Annotated in this window: 19 protein-coding genes; 7 read left to right on the top strand and 12 right to left on the bottom strand. The window is 64.8% G+C overall.

Translation table 11 applies throughout. The annotated features are described in order from the left end of the window. Window positions 1-84 precede the first annotated feature (84 nt). The 3 genes from O0880_RS20830 to O0880_RS20820 all read left to right on the top strand — a co-directional run bounded on the left by O0880_RS20830 (window position 85) and on the right by O0880_RS20820 (window position 3246). Window positions 85-996: a LysR family transcriptional regulator gene (locus tag O0880_RS20830; protein WP_289888531.1), complete on the top strand. Its 912-nt coding sequence runs from the start codon at window positions 85-87 to the stop codon at window positions 994-996. Between the two features lie 69 nt (window positions 997-1065). Further along, the gene (locus tag O0880_RS20825; RefSeq protein ID WP_289888530.1) at window positions 1066-2097 is read left to right on the top strand and encodes a MerR family transcriptional regulator; all 1032 of its coding nucleotides are present in this window, start codon (window positions 1066-1068) and stop codon (window positions 2095-2097) included. A gap of 69 nt (window positions 2098-2166) precedes the next feature. After that, window positions 2167-3246: a hypothetical protein gene (locus O0880_RS20820; protein WP_289888529.1), complete on the top strand. Its 1080-nt coding sequence runs from the start codon at window positions 2167-2169 to the stop codon at window positions 3244-3246. An 8-nt stretch (window positions 3247-3254) separates the two neighbouring features. Here the strand turns inward: O0880_RS20820 and O0880_RS20815 are convergent, their stop codons facing one another. The 4 genes from O0880_RS20815 to O0880_RS20800 form a co-directional block, all read right to left on the bottom strand. After that, complete coding sequence (locus tag O0880_RS20815) at window positions 3255-3956, bottom strand: M24 family metallopeptidase (protein WP_156894925.1); 702 nt, start codon at window positions 3954-3956, stop codon at window positions 3255-3257. Between the two features lie 133 nt (window positions 3957-4089). Further along, window positions 4090-5058 (bottom strand): DJ-1/PfpI family protein, encoded by a 969-nt coding sequence (locus tag O0880_RS20810; protein ID WP_289888527.1) that lies wholly within the window; start codon window positions 5056-5058, stop codon window positions 4090-4092. Between the two features lie 3 nt (window positions 5059-5061). Next, window positions 5062-6270 (bottom strand): D-amino acid dehydrogenase, encoded by a 1209-nt coding sequence (locus O0880_RS20805; RefSeq protein WP_289888525.1) that lies wholly within the window; start codon window positions 6268-6270, stop codon window positions 5062-5064. Continuing rightward, a complete protein-coding gene (locus O0880_RS20800; RefSeq protein WP_289888522.1) occupies window positions 6267-6734 on the bottom strand; it encodes a helix-turn-helix domain-containing protein in 468 nt (155 codons plus the stop codon). Before O0880_RS20800 ends, O0880_RS20805 begins: the two co-directional genes overlap by 4 nt. 92 nt (window positions 6735-6826) lie before the next feature. Here O0880_RS20800 and O0880_RS20795 point away from each other — a divergent pair, with 92 nt between their 5' ends. Then, window positions 6827-8017 carry an MFS transporter gene (locus tag O0880_RS20795; RefSeq protein WP_289888521.1) on the top strand — a complete coding sequence of 397 codons (1191 nt, stop codon included), beginning with the start codon at window positions 6827-6829 and terminating at the stop codon, window positions 8015-8017. On the opposite strand, the gene O0880_RS20790 is transcribed toward O0880_RS20795, so the two are convergent. From O0880_RS20790 to O0880_RS20775, 4 genes are all read right to left on the bottom strand, one after another. Next, complete coding sequence (locus O0880_RS20790) at window positions 8014-8709, bottom strand: Crp/Fnr family transcriptional regulator (protein ID WP_071324934.1); 696 nt, start codon at window positions 8707-8709, stop codon at window positions 8014-8016. The genes O0880_RS20795 and O0880_RS20790 overlap by 4 nt on opposite strands. A 279-nt stretch (window positions 8710-8988) precedes the next feature. Next, window positions 8989-9636: a response regulator gene (locus O0880_RS20785; RefSeq protein WP_289888516.1), complete on the bottom strand. Its 648-nt coding sequence runs from the start codon at window positions 9634-9636 to the stop codon at window positions 8989-8991. Window positions 9637-9674: 38 nt separating this feature from the next. Beyond that, window positions 9675-10907 carry a GAF domain-containing protein gene (locus O0880_RS20780; RefSeq protein WP_071324936.1) on the bottom strand — a complete coding sequence of 411 codons (1233 nt, stop codon included), beginning with the start codon at window positions 10905-10907 and terminating at the stop codon, window positions 9675-9677. Window positions 10908-10972: 65 nt separating this feature from the next. Continuing rightward, a complete protein-coding gene (locus O0880_RS20775; protein ID WP_071324937.1) occupies window positions 10973-11554 on the bottom strand; it encodes a DJ-1/PfpI family protein in 582 nt (193 codons plus the stop codon). Between the two features lie 223 nt (window positions 11555-11777). Here O0880_RS20775 and O0880_RS20770 point away from each other — a divergent pair, with 223 nt between their 5' ends. After that, entirely contained in the window at window positions 11778-12113 is a 336-nt protein-coding gene (locus O0880_RS20770; RefSeq protein WP_071324938.1) for a hypothetical protein, read from the top strand. A 152-nt stretch (window positions 12114-12265) separates the two neighbouring features. Next, entirely contained in the window at window positions 12266-12565 is a 300-nt protein-coding gene (locus tag O0880_RS20765) for an antibiotic biosynthesis monooxygenase family protein (protein WP_071324939.1), read from the top strand. Between the two features lie 157 nt (window positions 12566-12722). Here the strand turns inward: O0880_RS20765 and pncB are convergent, their stop codons facing one another. From pncB to O0880_RS20750, 3 genes are all read right to left on the bottom strand, one after another. After that, window positions 12723-13913, bottom strand: coding sequence for a nicotinate phosphoribosyltransferase (pncB, locus tag O0880_RS20760; RefSeq protein ID WP_071324940.1), 1191 nt, complete (start codon window positions 13911-13913; stop codon window positions 12723-12725). A gap of 91 nt (window positions 13914-14004) precedes the next feature. Beyond that, complete coding sequence (locus O0880_RS20755) at window positions 14005-14868, bottom strand: cysteine hydrolase (protein WP_289888514.1); 864 nt, start codon at window positions 14866-14868, stop codon at window positions 14005-14007. Window positions 14869-14994: 126 nt separating this feature from the next. Then, complete coding sequence (locus O0880_RS20750) at window positions 14995-15249, bottom strand: hypothetical protein (RefSeq protein WP_071324942.1); 255 nt, start codon at window positions 15247-15249, stop codon at window positions 14995-14997. 142 nt (window positions 15250-15391) lie between these two features. Between O0880_RS20750 and O0880_RS20745 the strand changes: the two genes are divergently transcribed. After that, a complete protein-coding gene (locus tag O0880_RS20745) occupies window positions 15392-15691 on the top strand; it encodes a hypothetical protein (RefSeq protein ID WP_071324943.1) in 300 nt (99 codons plus the stop codon). Between the two features lie 16 nt (window positions 15692-15707). Here O0880_RS20745 and O0880_RS20740 read toward each other — a convergent pair whose 3' ends face one another. Next, window positions 15708-16256 carry a nuclear transport factor 2 family protein gene (locus O0880_RS20740; protein WP_071324944.1) on the bottom strand — a complete coding sequence of 183 codons (549 nt, stop codon included), beginning with the start codon at window positions 16254-16256 and terminating at the stop codon, window positions 15708-15710. Window positions 16257-16334 lie beyond the last annotated feature (78 nt).

The raw sequence follows: 16334 nt of genomic DNA, 5'->3' as shown, positions 1-16334 counted from the left end.
AAAAGAAAAAAACCATCATATCCGCGACATGAATTCTTATCTACGATACTATTTCACCCTATTCATGAATAAAATTCCCGAATCATGTTTTCATCGGAACACTTGAAAGGCATCACGCCCTTCCTGGCCACGGCCGACGCGGGCAGCTTTACCAAGGCGGCCGAACGCCTGCACCTGAGCAGCTCTGCCGTCAGCAAGAGCGTGGCGCGGCTGGAAGAGCGGCTGGGCGTGATGCTGTTCGAGCGCAGCACGCGCCGCTTGAAACTGAGCGACGCGGGCCGCGCCTACTACGCCACCTGCAAGCGCGTGCTGCAGGAACTGGCTGATGCGGAAGACGTGCTGGCCGAGCATGCGACGGAACTGGCCGGCAAGGTGCGCCTCGGCGTGCCCGCCTCGTACGGCCGCCTGCGCGTGATGCCGGCCCTGCTGCAGCTGTGCGCGCAGTATCCGCGGCTGCAGCCGTCGATCGCCTTCAGCGACCGCTTCGTCGACCTGTTCGAGGAGCGCATCGATATCGCCGTGCGCATCGGCGCGCCATCGCACTGGCCTGCCGCGCTGGGCCAGATGCACCTAGGCGACGAGCGCCTGATCTTTTGCGCGGCACCCGCCTACCTGGCGCGGCACGGCAGGCCCATGTCCATCGCGGACCTCGAGCGGCACGACTGCATCGCCTATGGCCGCGGCGACGGCTCGCCCATGCCGTGGCTGTATGCGGACGAGCATGGCGGCCAGCTGGAATACCGCGTGGCGGCGCCGCGCATGACGGTGGGCGACGCCGAGGCGCGCACGGCCGCCGTGCTGGCGGGCCTGGGCGTGGCGCAGCTGGCCACCTGGCTGGTGGAAGAGCACCTGGCCACGGGCGCCATCGTGGAAGTGCTGCCGGCATTTGCCACGCCAGGCTTGCCGCTGTACCTGGCCTGGCCGCTGGCGCGCCAGCTGACGCCGAAGACGGGGGCCCTGCTGCAGGAACTGCGCCAGCGCCTGACGATCAGCTGATAATAGTGCTTGACCCTGACGCGACGTCAGGCCCGATCCTGTGTGTACGCACCAAGTAAGGAGGAAAAGATGCTGTTGAAAATCGGTGAACTGGCCAGGCTGACGGGCTTGACCGTGCGCACCCTGCACCATTACGACAGCATCGGCCTGCTCTCGCCTTCGGCGCGCACGCAGGCTGGCTACCGTCTGTACCAGCACGGCGACATGGACCGCTTGCACCGGATCATGGCGCTGCGCAAGTTCGGACTGCCGCTGGCCGATATCGCAACAGCACTCGCCGGCCCGGACCTGCCCTTGAGCGCCATTGTGGCGCAGCAGATCGCCATGCTGGAACGCCAGATCGCGCAGGCGTCCACCCTGCGCGAACGCCTGCGCGACCTGCAGGCGCAACTGGCGCAGGGGCAGGCGCCGGAACTGGCCGAGTGGCTCACCACTATGGAGTTGATGACCATGTACGACAAATACTTTAGCCCCGAAGAATTGCAACAGATGCCGCTGCTGTCCGATGCGGCCGTGGAACAGGAATGGAAGGCACTGGTGACGCGCGTGCGCGCCGCCCGGAACGCTGGCGCCGCCCCCGCAGATGCGCGGGCGCAGGCCCTGGCCACGGAATGGATGGTCAAGCTGGTGCGCGACACGGGCGCCCATCCGGGACTGTTCGCGCGCCTGAACGACATGCATGCGCAGGAGCCGGCCATGCAGCACACGACCAGCATCGATGCGGACCTGATGCAGTTCATCATCGCCGCCTTCAATGCCTCGCGCATTGCGCTGTATCGCCCTTTCCTCGACGAGCAGGAATACGCGCACCTGGCCGCCAACTATGGCAAGCGCTCGGGCGAGTGGCCGGCGCTGATCGCCGCCGTGCGCGCCGCCATCGATGCGCGCACGCCGCCCACCGACCCGGCCGTGCTGCAGCTGGCGCGGCAGTGGCTGGACCTGTTCCGCTCGTACGCGGGCACGGATCCGGCCACGCAGCTGAAATTCCGCCAGGCGCACCAGCAGGAACCGCGCCTGATGGAAGGCAGCTTCGTCGACGGGGCCATGCTGCAATACCTGGGCGCGGCGATGGCCGTGGTGGCGCAGGAAAAGCCAGCGTAAAAGTTGGCGTGCGGTATTTCCTCGGCCGGGCCATGTAGAATCGGCCATCGCCAATCACAGGAAAACCCGATGCGCCGCTTCTTGTTTGTATGTCTGTCCCTGCCCGCCCTGAATATCGCCATGGCGGCCGAGCCGCCCGTGCAAGGGGTGTGGCAGGGCACCCTGGGCAAGGCCAAGATCGTGGCCTGCTTCAACCAGCCCAGCCCCACGCAAGGAGCTGACCGCAGCGGCAATTATTACTACACGCGCTACAAGACGCCGATCATGCTGGCCAAGCCCAACGGCAAGGTGCTGTGGCAGGAACTCGACGCCAAGGGCGACACGACGGGCACCTGGTCATTGAATGCGCCGCAGGGCGGCAGGGTCACCGGCACCTGGTCCGATCCGAAAAGCGGCAAGACCCTGCCGCTGGACTTGACCCTGCTGGAAGCGGCGGGCGACCGCGAACATCCCTCGTGCGCCAGCGATGCCTACAACCTGGCGCTGGAGACCTTTCCCGCCACCAAGGTGAGCAAGCCCATCGCCTTCGAAGGCAAGCAATACCGCAACCTGCAAGTCGGCGATACCATCACCGTGGAACTGATCGCCGCCGGCGATGGCGTGGCGAAAATCAATGCGCAGCTGCGCGCCGTGCTGGCGAAGAGCAAGCAGGACCTGACCGACTTCTATGCCACGCGCCGCGAATACCTGGGCCGCAACGGTTTCACGACGGAAGACGAAGTGTATGCGGAGCCGACCTACTGGTCGCCGCGCTGGGTGACGATCAAATTCTACCGCTGGCCCGCCGGCTATGGCGCCCGCGGCATTTCCATCAAGTTCCGCACGTGGGACGTGAAAACGGGCCAGGAAACGGACGTATGGAACTGGTTTGGCGCCAGCGCCAGCGATGGTGACGACAAGGCCGAACTGCCGGACCGTTTGCGCCAGGCCCTGTTCAAGGACGTCAAGATCGACGCCGAATGCAAGGGCACGGATTACGACGGCCGAGGCCGCTTCCACCTGTCATTGAAACCCGAAGGCGTGTCCTTCTGGGAAGACTCCAACGGCAGCGGCTGCGAAAACGACTTCCTGCTGCCTTACAGCAAGGTCGGCCCCTTCCTCACCGCCAAGGGCCGCGCCGCCCTCAGCGATTTATTACCGAAGAACTAGGCGCTGCTTTAAGCATAGTAGCTGTCATCGAGCAGCATGTCCTCGAAGAACGCGCCATACGGCAGGGTCGGATGGCGCAAATGGATTTCCAGGATCCAGCGCATGGGCGACGGCGAAAAATCGGCATCGGCCAGCGCGCCCGCGTGTATCGTGGCGTGCGGGAAGTCCGACACGCGATGGCCGCCCAGGTCGAAGTTGAGTTCCCAGCCCAGCTTGCGCGCCTCGATTTCCGCATACGCATACAGTGCCTGCCCCGTCAGCCCTTCGCGCCGCCACACGGCGCGCACCTGGTGGAACAGGCATTCGGCATCGCGCGCGCAGCGGGCATACTCCGCCTGCTGCGCGCTGGCGCCCACGGTGAACGTGGCGCCGCCATCGCCTTCCCATGCCTCGACACGGGGCGCGATATCGAGGAAAAAGATATCGTGCTCCTGCAAGACCACGCCCGGCTCGGACGCGCGCTTCATCGGTTTGAGCGTGTTGCGGCCGAAGCGCACGCGCGTGGGGTGCCAGCTCAGCGCCAGGCCCATGTCCAGCAGCACTTGCTTCGCCATCGCCACGGCGTCTTCTTCCAGCATGCCGGGACGGATGCGCGCGGCGATGGCGACAATCGCCTCGCGCGTCTTGCGCCGCGCCAGCAGCATGCCGTCTTCCGTGTAGGCGGGACCGACCCGCTCTGCATCCAGCCTAGTGTGTAGCATCGCTTGCATGTTTGACTTTCCTCAAGGGTGCGGCCGGAATGGCGCACCAGCAGGAAAAGTATAGGGTTGCGGGCCCGGCGGCAGGGGCGTTGGCTGCCGCGCTTTTCGGACAGGGTGGCGGGCATTCCTGCCACCTGCTGTCTTACCCCCGGGGGCGGCTGGAAAAGTTTTGCCGGTATTGTTTGGCAGAGACACCGAGGCGCCGCAGGAACACCGTGCGCAGCTGGTCGGCCGTGCCGAAACCGCAGCGCCAGGCGACGGTTTTCAGCGGCGCATCGCCCGCTTCGAGCAAGGCCCGCGCCGCATCGAGCCGGGCGCTTTCAACGAACTGGGCCGGCGTCACGCCCAGCTCGCGCACGAAGACCCTGGCGAAGTTGCGCGGGCTCATGGCCACCAGCTGGGCCAGCGTGTCCACGCCCAGTTCCTCTGCCAGGTGCGCGAGCACGTATTGCTGCGCCTGCGCCACGGGCGAGGCCGCATCCACGGCGGGCGTCAGGTACGGACTGAACTGCGACTGCCCGCCCTGGCGCTGCGTGTAAACCACCAGGCGCCGCGCCACCTGCAGCGCCAGCTGCGCGCCGCCATCGCCGGCCAGCAGCGACAGCGACAGGTCGATGCCGGCCGTCACGCCGGCCGAGCTGACCAGATTGCCGTCATGTAAATAGATGCTGTCCGCATCGACGCGCGCCAGCGGGAAAGCGGCGGCCAGGGCTGCCGCATCGTTCCAGTGCGTGGCGACTTTTTTGCCGTCCAGCAAGCCCGCGTGGCCGAGCAGGAATGCGCCATTGCAGATGGAGCCATGGCGCCCCGCCCTGCCGGCCGCCTGCGCCAGCCAGGCGCTCAGGGCCGCGTCGCGCGGCTGCGCGGGCAAGCCGGGGCCGCCCGCCACCAGCAGCAAATCGTAGGCGTCCTGCGCCTGCGCGTAATAGCGGTGCGCGGCCAGACATAAACCGTTCGAGCAGCGCAGCACACCGTCCTGCGTGCCCAGCACGTCGATCGCGTAATGCCGCTGCGCCGGCAGGAAACTGTTCGCTTCGGCAAACACGTCCATGGGGCCGCTGACGTCGAGCGCCTGTACGCCGGGAAAGATCAGGATGGCGATGCTGGGCATAGCTCAGTCCCGCGCCCTGTTCACCGCTTCGGCCACCAGCTCGGCCGTGGCGGCCGCCAGGGTCCAGCCCAGGTGGCCGTGGCCCGTGTTGTAGTACACGCCCGGCGCCTTGCCTGGCCCCACTTTCGGCAGCATGTCCGGCAGCATGGGGCGCAGGCCCGCCCACGGCACCACCTTGCGGGTATTGACGCCAGGGAAGCACTGCTCCACCCATTGCAGCAAAGGGCGGATGCGGTCAGCGCGGATGTCGTAATTGGCGCCGTTGAACTCGGCCGTGCCCGCCACTCTCAGCCGATCCTCGCCCAGGCGGCTGCTGACCAGCTTGGTCGCATCGTCGAGCAGGCTGACGCATGGCGCCGCCGCGCGGCTGGCGCCGTCGTCGAGCTGCACGGTGATGGAATAACCTTTCACGGGATACACATTCACATGGTCGCCCAGCATTGCCGCCAGGGCGCGGCTGGCCACGCCCGCGCAGATGACGACGGCATCGAACAGCGTGCTGTCCTCGCCGGCCGTGACGCGCACCTTGCCGTGCTCGCGCGCCACTGCCGTCACATCGGCGCCGTAGCGGCAAGCCACGCCCAGGCGCGCGCAGGCGTCGGCCAGGCCGCTGGTGAATTTGTGGATGTCGCCCGTGGAATCGCTGTCCGTGTAGTAGCCGCCGTAAAAGTCGCCGGCGAGGGCCGGTTCGATGGCGCGCATCTCGTGCGGGGTGACGGCGCGCCGCTGCAAGCCGCCCTGCGCCAGCAGGCGCGACACGCCGGCCGCCCGCTCGAAGCCGGCACGCTCGCGGTAGACATGCAGGATGCCGGCGCGGCGATGATCGAAATCAATGTTTTCTGTTTCCGCCCAGGCAAACAGGTGGGCGCGCGCGGCAATCGCCATGCGCGCCGTGGCGATGGTGTTGCGCTCATAGGAAGGCATGGCGGCAAGAAACTCCGCAAACCAGCTCAGCTTGTGCCAGCCGGGCATCGGGCTGAGCAGCAGGGGAGCGTCGCGTCGCGCCATCCATTTCAGGGCGTTCAGCACGGTCGCCTTGTGGTTCCACACTTCCGCATGCGAGGCGGACAATTGCCCGCCATTCGCGAACGACGTTTCCATGGCCGCGTAACGGTGCCGCTCGAACAGGGTCACGGCCACGCCGCGCCTGGCCAGCGCATAGGCCGTCGTCACGCCGGTAATCCCCCCGCCGATGACGGCCACGCGCGTCATGGCTGCGGCTCGATGGCAGGCGCCACCTTGTGCACGACGGTGTCGCCCGCCTGCAGCGCGCGGCCGTCCGGCGCCAGCACTTCCAGCTTGCGCACGGGCAAACCGGAGTCGCGCAGCAGCAGGGTGGAATGGGCTTCGCCCGCGTCGAACAGTTGCGCCTCGCTCCACTGGCGCAAACCGACCACGACGGGAAACAGGGCCAGTCCCTTGGGCGTGAGCACATATTCCTGGTACGCCGTGCCGTCCGAGGCGGGCGCGACCGTAAAGATGCCCTCTTCCACCAGCGTATGCAGGCGGTCGGCCAGGATGTTCTTCGCCACCCCCAGGCTTTTCTGGAATTCGCCAAACCTGCGCATGCCGTCGAAGGCGTCGCGCACGATCAGCAGCGACCAGCGCTCGCCGATCACGTCGAGCGCGCGCGCCACGGGACAGGGGTCGGTTTTCAGGCTTTTGCGCTTGGCCACAATCGTCTCCGGTAATCAGTGGTTGCATTTTAAAACTTCCTGGCCTAGACTCCAACTAGTTTTAATTTGCAACCACTTTAAATAAAGACACCATGCGCGACACGACCACCCTCCCCACCGCCACCCTTGCCCCCTCCCTCGTCTGGCTGTTTGCCTGCGCGGCCGGCCTCAGCGTGGCCAATGTGTATTACGCCCAGCCCTTGCTGGCCACCCTGGCGCGCGAGTTCGGCATGACGGATGCCGCCAGCGGCATGGTCATCACGGCCACGCAGGCCGGCTGCGCGCTGGCCCTGCTGCTGCTCGTGCCGCTGGGCGACATGCTGAACCGGCGCCGCCTGACCCTGGTCCAGCTGGGCTTGCTGGCCCTCACCCTGGCGGCGCTGGCTTGCGCCCGCTCCACGGCCGCCTTGCTGGGCGGCATGCTGCTGGTCGGCTTGCTGGGCACGGCCATGACGCAGGGCTTGATCGCCTATGCGGCCAGCGCCGCGGCCAGCCACGAGCGGGGCCGCGTCGTCGGCATGGCGCAGGGCGGCGTGGTGATCGGCTTGCTGCTGGCGCGCACCCTGTCCGGCGTGGTGGCCGATATCGCCGACTGGCGCGCCGTGTACCTCGTCTCGGCAGGCATCGCGTGCGCCCTGCTGTTGCTGCTGTGGCGCATGCTGCCGCCGCCCACGCCGCAAGGCAGGAAGCTGGCGTATGGCGCCCTGCTCGCCTCGATGCTGGGCATGTTGATGCACAACAAGGTATTGCGCGTGCGCGGCATGCTGGCCATGCTGATGTTTGCCGTGTTCAATATTTTCTGGAGCGCGCTGGTGCTGCCCCTGACGGCCCAGGGCTATACGCATGCGGCCATCGGCGCCTTCGGCCTGGTCGGCGTGATCGGCGCGCTGGGCGCGGCGCGGGCGGGAGCGCTGGCCGACCGCGGGCGCGCGCAGTGGACGACGGGCGCGGCCCTGCTGTTGCTGCTGGCGGCGTGGCTGCCGCTGAGCTTTGCCGGCGCGGCCCTGTGGCCCCTGGTCGTCGGCATCATCGCGCTGGACCTGGCGGGCCAGGCCATCCACGTGACGAACCAGAGCCTGATCTTCAAGGACGACAGCGACGCGCACAGCCGCCTGGTGGCGTGCTACATGCTGTTCTATGCGGTGGGAAGCGGGGTGGGGGCGATTGCCGCCACCAGCGTGTATGCGCTGGCGGGCTGGCATGGCGTGTCCGCGCTGGGCGCGGCGGTCAGCCTGCTCGCCCTGCTGTTCTGGCGGCTGACCTTGCCTGGTGAAGCAGTTTAGTTCAGCAGCGCCGTGGCGGCGCCATGGCGATACGTCTTCAGCGCATCGGGCTGGATCTGGATCAGCGAACCGCTGACTTTAATCAGGTGCAAGTCCGTCAACTGGTGCAGCACGCGCGACAGCGTGGCCGGCGCCAGGTTCAGGAACGATGCCAATAAACTCTTCTTCAAGTCCAGCTTGACCTCGTTCGAACGCTGCTGGTCCGACGCCTGCAACAGGTATTCGACGACGCGCTGGGTGGCGTTCTGCACGGAGCAGCGCTCCACGTTGCGGATAAAGCCCATCAGGTGATGCGACAGGCTGTTCATCATCTGGCGCGCGATGCGCGGCGACTGGTCCAGCAGGCGCAGCAGCGCGTGCGGCGGGATGCGCAGCAGCAGGCAGTGCTCGAGCGCCTCGGCGCAGAATGGATACGGCTCGTCGAGGAAGATCATGGCTTCGCCGAAGCTCTGGCCGGGACGGATCAGTTCCAGCACCTTGTCCGTGCCTTCCAGCGAAAACACGCTCAGCTTGACGAGCCCGAAGACCACCACGTAGGCGCCTTCGGCCACTTCGCCCTTGCGGAACAAAACTTTGCCTTTTTCCACTTCCACGCGCACCACATCCTGGCGCAATTGCTCGAGCTGTGAAGGGGAAATATGACGGAACAGAGCCTGGCTCGATAGCAAGCCATCGACGTTGACCTTATGCATGACACTCTCTTATTAGATTAGCGAATGACTAAGAGTGTAATGCGCTGGCACGGTCAAGGCCATACGTCAAAGGAACTAGGGTTGTCTAGGCAGGAACGCCATGCAGGTCAAACAATCGCGCATTCCTTGTGCACTATTTGCGCATTTTTTGATTTTTAGAGTACCTGGCAGAACCGTAGCGAGCGGCAGCGAGTTGCGACAGAGACGCGGAACGGTGCTTGGGCACAGTGAGCATCGGAGGCCGCAAATCGCCACGCGCGGCAGCTTATGCGGGTACTCTTATTTACCCAGTTCGCGCTCGACCGCATACACGGCGATCTGCACGCGGCTGCTGAGCTTAAGCTTCTTGAGGATGTTTTGCACGTGGATTTTCACCGTGCTTTCCGCCACGTCCAGCTGGCGCGCGATTTCCTTGTTGCTCTGGCCGCGCGCCAGGCAAGCCATGGCTTCGCGCTCGCGCGGCGTCAATTTGTCATAGTCGGCTTCGGGCGCATTCTGCCCGGCGCGGAACTGCGACACGAGCTTGGCCGTCATGGCGTCGGCGATCACGGATTCGCCGGCCGCGGCGCGCAGGATGGCCAGTCCCAGCTGCTCGGCTTCGATATTTTTCAGCAGGTAGCCGCGCGCGCCCGCGCGCAGGGCCGCGCCCAGGTCGGCCGCATTTTCCGACACGGTCAGCATCAGCACCACCATCTGCGGCAATTCCTGCAAGATCAGCTGCAGCGCTTCCACGCCGGACACGCCGGGCATGTTCAAGTCCATCAGCACCACGTCAGGCCGCAGCTCGGCCGTCAGGCGCACGCCGTCGAGCCCGTTCGATGCCTCGCCCACCACCTGGAATTGAGGATTGCGCTGCAGCAGCAGCTTGACGCCGCTGCGCAGCAAGGTATGGTCGTCGACCAGCAGGATTTTGATTGGAGCGTTCACGTGTTTGTTTCTTTTGCCTGAGAGGGATGATTCATCTGTTACGCGGCCTGGCGCCGGGCTGCCGGCAGCGCCAGCGAGATCGTCGTGCCACCGCCGGGCGTGCTGTCGATGGCAAATTGCGCCCCGAGCCGCTCCGCCCTTTCCTGCATGATACGCAAGCCGATCTGCAATTCCGTTTTCTTGTCGCGCAGGTGGGCCGCGAAGCCTTCGCCATCGTCGCGCACCTGCAGCGTGAAATCGCGCCCGTTGTCGACGCCCAGCGTCACGTGGCGGGCTTGCGCATGCTTGCGTATATTCGACAGCGCTTCCTGCACGATGAACAGGATCTGCAGCTGCTGCTCGGGGGCCAGCGGCGCGCCATTGCCGCGCATGTCCAGCGTGCCGGCGACACCCGTCTGCAGCTCGAACTTGGCCAGCACTTCCGTGAGCTTGCCTTCGAGGTCGCTGCCATGCCAGCGCGTGCGGAAGTTGACGAGCAATTCGCGCACATCCTGGTAGCTTTGCTCGACCCCCATGCGCATCAGCGGCAGCACTTCTGCCGCCTCATCGAGCTGGCCGCGGCGCACGGAATCGTCGAGCATCTGCACTTGCAGGCTGATGAAATTGAGGCTTTGCGCGATGCTGTCGTGCAAGCCTTCGGCCAGCAGGCTGCGTTCGCGCGCCACGGCGAATTCCTTTTCGCGCGCGATCAGGCGCTGGTTTTCGATGGCGATGCCCAGGCTCTGGCCCAGGGTCTCCAGCCAGCCCTGCTGCTGCGCATGGACCGCTTGCGGCCGCGCAAAGTGCAGCGAAAAACTGCCCACCACCTGCTCGCGCGCGAGGATGGGGAAGACGGCGATGGCGATGAAGCCTTCTTCCTGGCAACGGTAGCGCTGCAGGGCATCGACCTGGCGGAAATCGCGGATCTGGATCACGCCCTGCGCCACGGCCGCGCCGCACAGGCAATCGTTGTTGCGGATGCAGTGCTCCTCTTCCACCATGGCCTCGGAAATGCCCTCATGCACGATGATGTGCACGGTGTCCTGTTGCGGATCGAGGATGCGCACGGTGCCGCCTTCGGCCTGCGCGAACTGCATCACGTGGCGCAGGAAGCCACGGCACAGCGCATCGATGGCATGCTGGCCCGCCAGCAGGGTGGAAATTTCGTGCAGGGTGGCCAGCTGGCGTTCCTGCGCGGCGCTCAGGCCCGATGCGGCTTGCGCCAGGCGGCGCTGGCGCCAGCGTGAGGCGGGAAGTTGTTTACGGGAAGAATGACTGCGCGGCGCTTGCATGAAAAACTCGAATCTGAAAAGTGAAACGCCCGGCAGGCGCGACTGCGGCACGCCGGGCCAAAAGGTTACAAATGGATCTCGGTGCCCAGCAGCTTGACGAACTGCGCCAGCCAGGCCGGATGCGCGGGCCAGGCGGGGGCCGTGACGAACTGGCCATCCGTGACGGCGTCGGTGACGGCGATGTCGGCGTACGTGCCGCCCGCCAGCTTCACTTCCGGCGCGCAGGCGGGATAGGCGGAGATGCGCTTGCCGCGGATGACGTCGGCGGCGGCCAGCAATTGCGCGCCGTGGCAGACGGCGGCGACCGGCTTGCCAGCGTCGGCGAAATGGCGCACGGCGGCGATGACTTTCTCGTTCAGGCGCAGGTATTCGGGCGCGCGGCCGCCGGCGATCATCACGGCGTCATAGTGGGCCGGGTCGATCTCGTCGAAGCTGGCATTCAGGGTGAACAGGTGGCCCGGCTTTTCCGTGTAGGTCTGGTCGCCCTCGAAATCGTGGATGGCCGTCTTGATGGTCTCGCCGCTCTTCTTGCCGGGACAGACGGCATGCACGGTATGGCCCAGCATCAGCAGGGCCTGGAACGGCACCATCGTTTCATAATCTTCTGCAAAATCGCCGGTCAAAAACAGAATTTTCTTCGCTGCCATTTAGTTCTCCTATGAAAGATTGATCGCGCGTCCCGCTGGTGCGCCGCACGGGGTGTCGATACGTCCGGATACATTGCACCGCAACACGTATCTTAGCGCGACTTGGCAGCCATACTGGATATTTATCAAACTTTTGCGCCTTGATCGAAGATTTTATAGGCTCAGCAAGAATTATTTACAGGCTCGCGTGTCAAAATCAGACGACTCCCGTTGAAAGCCCGGCATGAACGCCATCCACCCGACCACGCTGATCCGCATCTACGACCATTTCGCCGATGCGCAGCAAGCCTACAGTGCCCTGCTGGCAAACGGCTTCCCCACGCACGCGGTGCAGCTGGATACGGTCGGCGACGAAGCGGGCACCGTCCAGGGCAAGGCCGCGTGGAGCGGCATGTTCCGCCTCGTCGTCACCGTGCGCCATGCGGAGGAAAGGCAGCGGGCGCACGCCATCGTGCAGCCGTGGGGCGGCAGCGACATCGAACAGCGCACGGCCAGCCATGCGGGACGCCGGCGGGCCGGCGATGGCAAGAGCGAAAGGACGGAGGAACAGCAAAGGTAACAGCAGAGGTCACAGCGGGGCTGACGACAGCAGCGATGACGGGGAACAGCGGCGATGACGGCGGGCAAACGGCAGCGCGCCGCGCCGCCCGCCCCCGGCACGGCCAAAATATGGCAAGATCGGCTTCCTTCATCACTACAGCGGAACTTGCCATGATTTTTGAAATTGCCCACATCCAGATCAAATCGGCCACGCATGACGGCTTCGAGGCGGCTGTCGCCAAGGCCGTGCCCCTGTTCCAGCGCGCGCGCGGCTGCGAATCGATGCGCCTGGAACGCTCGATTGAAAACGGCGATGCCTACCGCCTGGTGGTGGGCTGGACGACCCTGGAAGACCATACCGTGCATTTCCGCGGCAGCGACGACTTCCAGGCCTGGCGCGCGCTCGTCGGCGAATTCTTCGCCGCCCCGCCGCAGGTCGAGCACATGAGCACGGTGGTCACGGGATTCTAGTCGCTAGCCCCTGAAAAGGCGGGCGGGCGCCTGACAGCCGCGTTGCGGACGGCAGGCGGCCGAAAAACGGCCCCGGCTCACGCACGGGGCCGCCAAGGCAGGGCACGGAAGGACATCGCAAACGGCCGTGCGAGCAGCGCTGGCTGATGCCAGGCGCTTACACGGCAGGATGGTGAAACACTTGCCGCAGATACGCGAGGAAGGTTTCATCCTTGCACAGGGTCTTGCCCGGCGAATCCGACAGTTTCGCCACGGACTGGCCGTTGCAACGCACCAGTTTCATGACGATGTTGAGCGGCGTCAAGCCGACGTCGTTGGTGAGATTGGTGCCGATGCCAAACCCCGTCATGATGCGGTCGGCGAAGTGCTGGTACAGGGCGAAGGCCTTGTCCAGGTCCAGGCCGTCGGAAAACACGAGGCGCTTGGTATTGGCGTCGATGCGCAGGGCCGCGTAATGGGCCAGCGCCTTTTCGCCCCACTCGACGGGGTCGCCCGAATCGTGGCGCAAGCCGTCGAAAAGCTTGGCGAAATACAGGTCGAAGTCGGCCAAAAACGCATCCATGCCGACCACGTCGGTCAGCGCGATGCCGAGGTCGCCCCGGTATTCCTGCACCCAGTCCTCGAGCGCCGCTTTTTGAAAGTCGCGCAGGCGCACGCCGAACGACTGGAACGACTGCATGTATTCATGCGCCATGGTGCCGATCGGCACGATGCCGAGCTTTTTCGCCAGGTACACATTCGACGTGCCCTTGAAATACTCGGGCACTTCGCGCGCCAGGCGCTGCACCACTTCGTCGTGCCAGGCGCCGGAAAAACGCCGGCGCACGCCGAAATCGGAAAACTCGAAGGGATGCTTGCGCCGTGGCAGCTTGCCGAATTCCTTCACGGCCGCCACTTTCAAGCCCAGGCGGTGGCGCCCTTCGCGCATGGCGGCGTCGAGGTCGAAGCGGCGGAAATACAACTCGTTGACGATGTACAGCACGAAAATCTCAAAGCCCATCACATGCACCTGCGGCCCGGCCGCATGCACGAGCAGGGTGTCGCCATCGGTGCTCACCTCGATGAACTTGCGCTGGAAGCGGAACACGGTCAAAAAGTCGACGAAATCGCTCTTCATGAAGCGCAGGGTGCGCAAATAGGCCAGTTCGTCATCGGCAAACGACATCGAGCACAGGTGGTCTAGCTGCTCTTCCAGTTCGCCCTTCAGCTCGGCCAGCGGGAAGGCCGTGTGATTGCGGCAGACAAATTCGTATTCGGTATGGGTATTCGGATGACCGTGCAGCAAGGCTTGCCACATTGTAAATTTATACAGATCGGTTTCCAGCAAACTGCGCACTATCGGGGTCATGTGTGTTTTCTCCAACTTCCTGAAGCCAGAATAGTACGCCACCGCCGGCATTTCGGCAGCGTGCGCTGAGGAAACGGATGCGAATCCGCGCTCAAGCGCCCGCATTGGCCAGCAGTTCAGGCAAGACCTCGGCCGCCGTGGCCAGCCGCGCGCCGCGCTCGCGCATGGCGGCAAGGAAGTCGCGCTGCTGCGTTTCAAAGCCCGTGACGGGACTCATGCAATCGGTCAGCAGCGCCAGCCGCGCCAGTGCCGGCCGGCCCTGCTGTGCCTCCAGGTAGTCGGCGATGTGCTCGGTGCTGGCTTTCACGCAATGGCTGCCCGCCTCGCCGACTATATAAAGTTGCTGCGCCGGCAGCAGGGTGTCGAGGAAGGCCCGGTTGAGCTGGGTGGCCGCATCCTGCGCGTCGGGCACCTCCGCCATGACGGCCGAGTAATGCTCGGTCCACGGATTCGAGCCCTTGCTCAACTTGGCGACCACCTGCAGGTGATCCACTTCCCACGCGTTGTAGGCGGCGCGCACGGCCGCATGGACATTCTGCCCCCAGCTGCCGATCTCGCAGTGCACGGGCCACACCATCAATTGATAGCGCCCCGCCTGCTCCAGCGCATCGAGGTAGGCCAGCGCGCGCGGCAAGGCGTCGCTGGCGGCCGGCAGGAACAGGCGGTCGCGCACCTGCTGCGCGCTGATCTGCGTAAATGGCGCGACCGGGCCGCCATCGCCCGTGCGCCAGAACGCGGGGTGGGCGATGTCGTAGCGGTGGTGGGCATCGAGGGTGATGCTGATCTGCGTCAAGCCCGCCCCGCCCTCGCGGATCAGCTGTGCCACGCGCAGCATGTCCGCATGGGCGCCGGGCACGGCCAGCGCCGGTGCGGCGTCCTGCGGCAGCCAGGCGGCGGGCAAGTCGCAAAAATCGTTTTGCGGGTCAATGACAAGCAGGTGCAGCTGGCGTTTCATGGCGGTCCTCTGGCGTGATGATATCTCGCATGATACGGGCAACCGCGCCGGCGCGCCTGCCCCGCCGGCGTCAGGATGCTGCCCATGCGCCATAACGTGCGCCTGGACAAGCCTACTCAGGGATGGTCAGGGATGGAAGACATAGCGGCGCCGGCGCCGCTCGACCAGCTTGATCGCCACTTCTCCCGCTTCGGCCACGGCGTCCGCTTCCGTTGTAAACTGGTGGTCGGCCGACACCCTGCGCTTTTTCACCAGGTTCACCCGGTGCATGGGGTTGCGCGAAGGGGCATAGATGGCGACGTAGGCGCCCCATAGCTTGCAGCCCCGCAAGGGTTCCGCCGTGTAATTCACCTCATAAAAATCAACATACTTTATCGGCACGATGTACGCTCCAAAAATGACATGGCCGGACAGCTTGTCTCTACGGACTGACACGGTAAAAAAGTGGAAACCATGCGCTCGCGCCTGCTCGGGATACCCGATGCGGCTCCCTGTTTTTATCACGCGGCACAGGAGAAAATGAATGAACGACTACATCATCTTCATGCATGACGACACGGAAGCACCGATGGACGTGGCCACGTCCGCCTGGGAAGATTACTTCGCCATGCTCAGGGCCAGCGGCCGTTTCTGCGGCGGCAGCTCCATCGGGGCCGGTGTCTGCGTGCACCGCTCGGGCCAGGCCAGAGCGGTCACGCCACACTTGTCAGGCTATATACGTGTGCAAGCTGAAAGTATAGACGATGCAAAAAAATTATTGGTGGGCAACCCCGTACTGAACGGGGGTGGCACGGTGGAAATCCGCGAACTGCCGCGCGACTGACGCGGCATGGCTGCCCCTACTTCCCTGCCTCGGCGGCGGCATGCATGGACCAGACGACGCTGAGGATTTTCCACTGGCCGTCGCGCTTGACCATTTGCCACGCTTCGACGCCATAGTTGGACAATTTATCGCCGACGAGGAATTCATAGTCGAAGTTGACCCACGCCACATGGCGGTCCTGGGTGATCTTGACGTTGTAGAATTTTTCTTCCGTGCGCAGCGGTTCGCGCTTGATGAAATTGGCGAAAGCAACGTAGCCGGCCGCCCCGACGCCGTCGAAGTGGACATCCGTCGTGTCGCGCATTTTCTTGATGAAACCGTCGTCGGCCGGCGAGGCGAACAGGATGTTCGTATGCAGCATCAGCGACGACAGCAGCTTGACATCCTTGGCGATCAGCGCGGCCTGGAAGTCGGCGATGACTTTTTCGATGGCGCGGATATCCTCGGGGGTGGAAGCGACGCGCCCAACGTGGGGCGGCGCTGCCGCAGGCGCAGCTTGCGCCTGCGCAAACCCCGCCAGCAGCAGGGAACATCCGAACAGTACTGCACTTGCCAATTTGTGCATGGGGAACTTTCATGGCGAACCGCTCGCCGGGCTGGCACGGGGCGCGCCGCCGGCAAGCTTATGCCAAGCATGGCAAAT

The organism is Janthinobacterium sp. SUN118 (genome assembly GCF_030397695.1).
Lineage (GTDB): Bacteria > Pseudomonadota > Gammaproteobacteria > Burkholderiales > Burkholderiaceae_D > Janthinobacterium.
The sequence above is the reverse complement of the archived record's forward strand: the minus strand, read 5'-3'. Positions and strand labels throughout refer to the sequence as shown.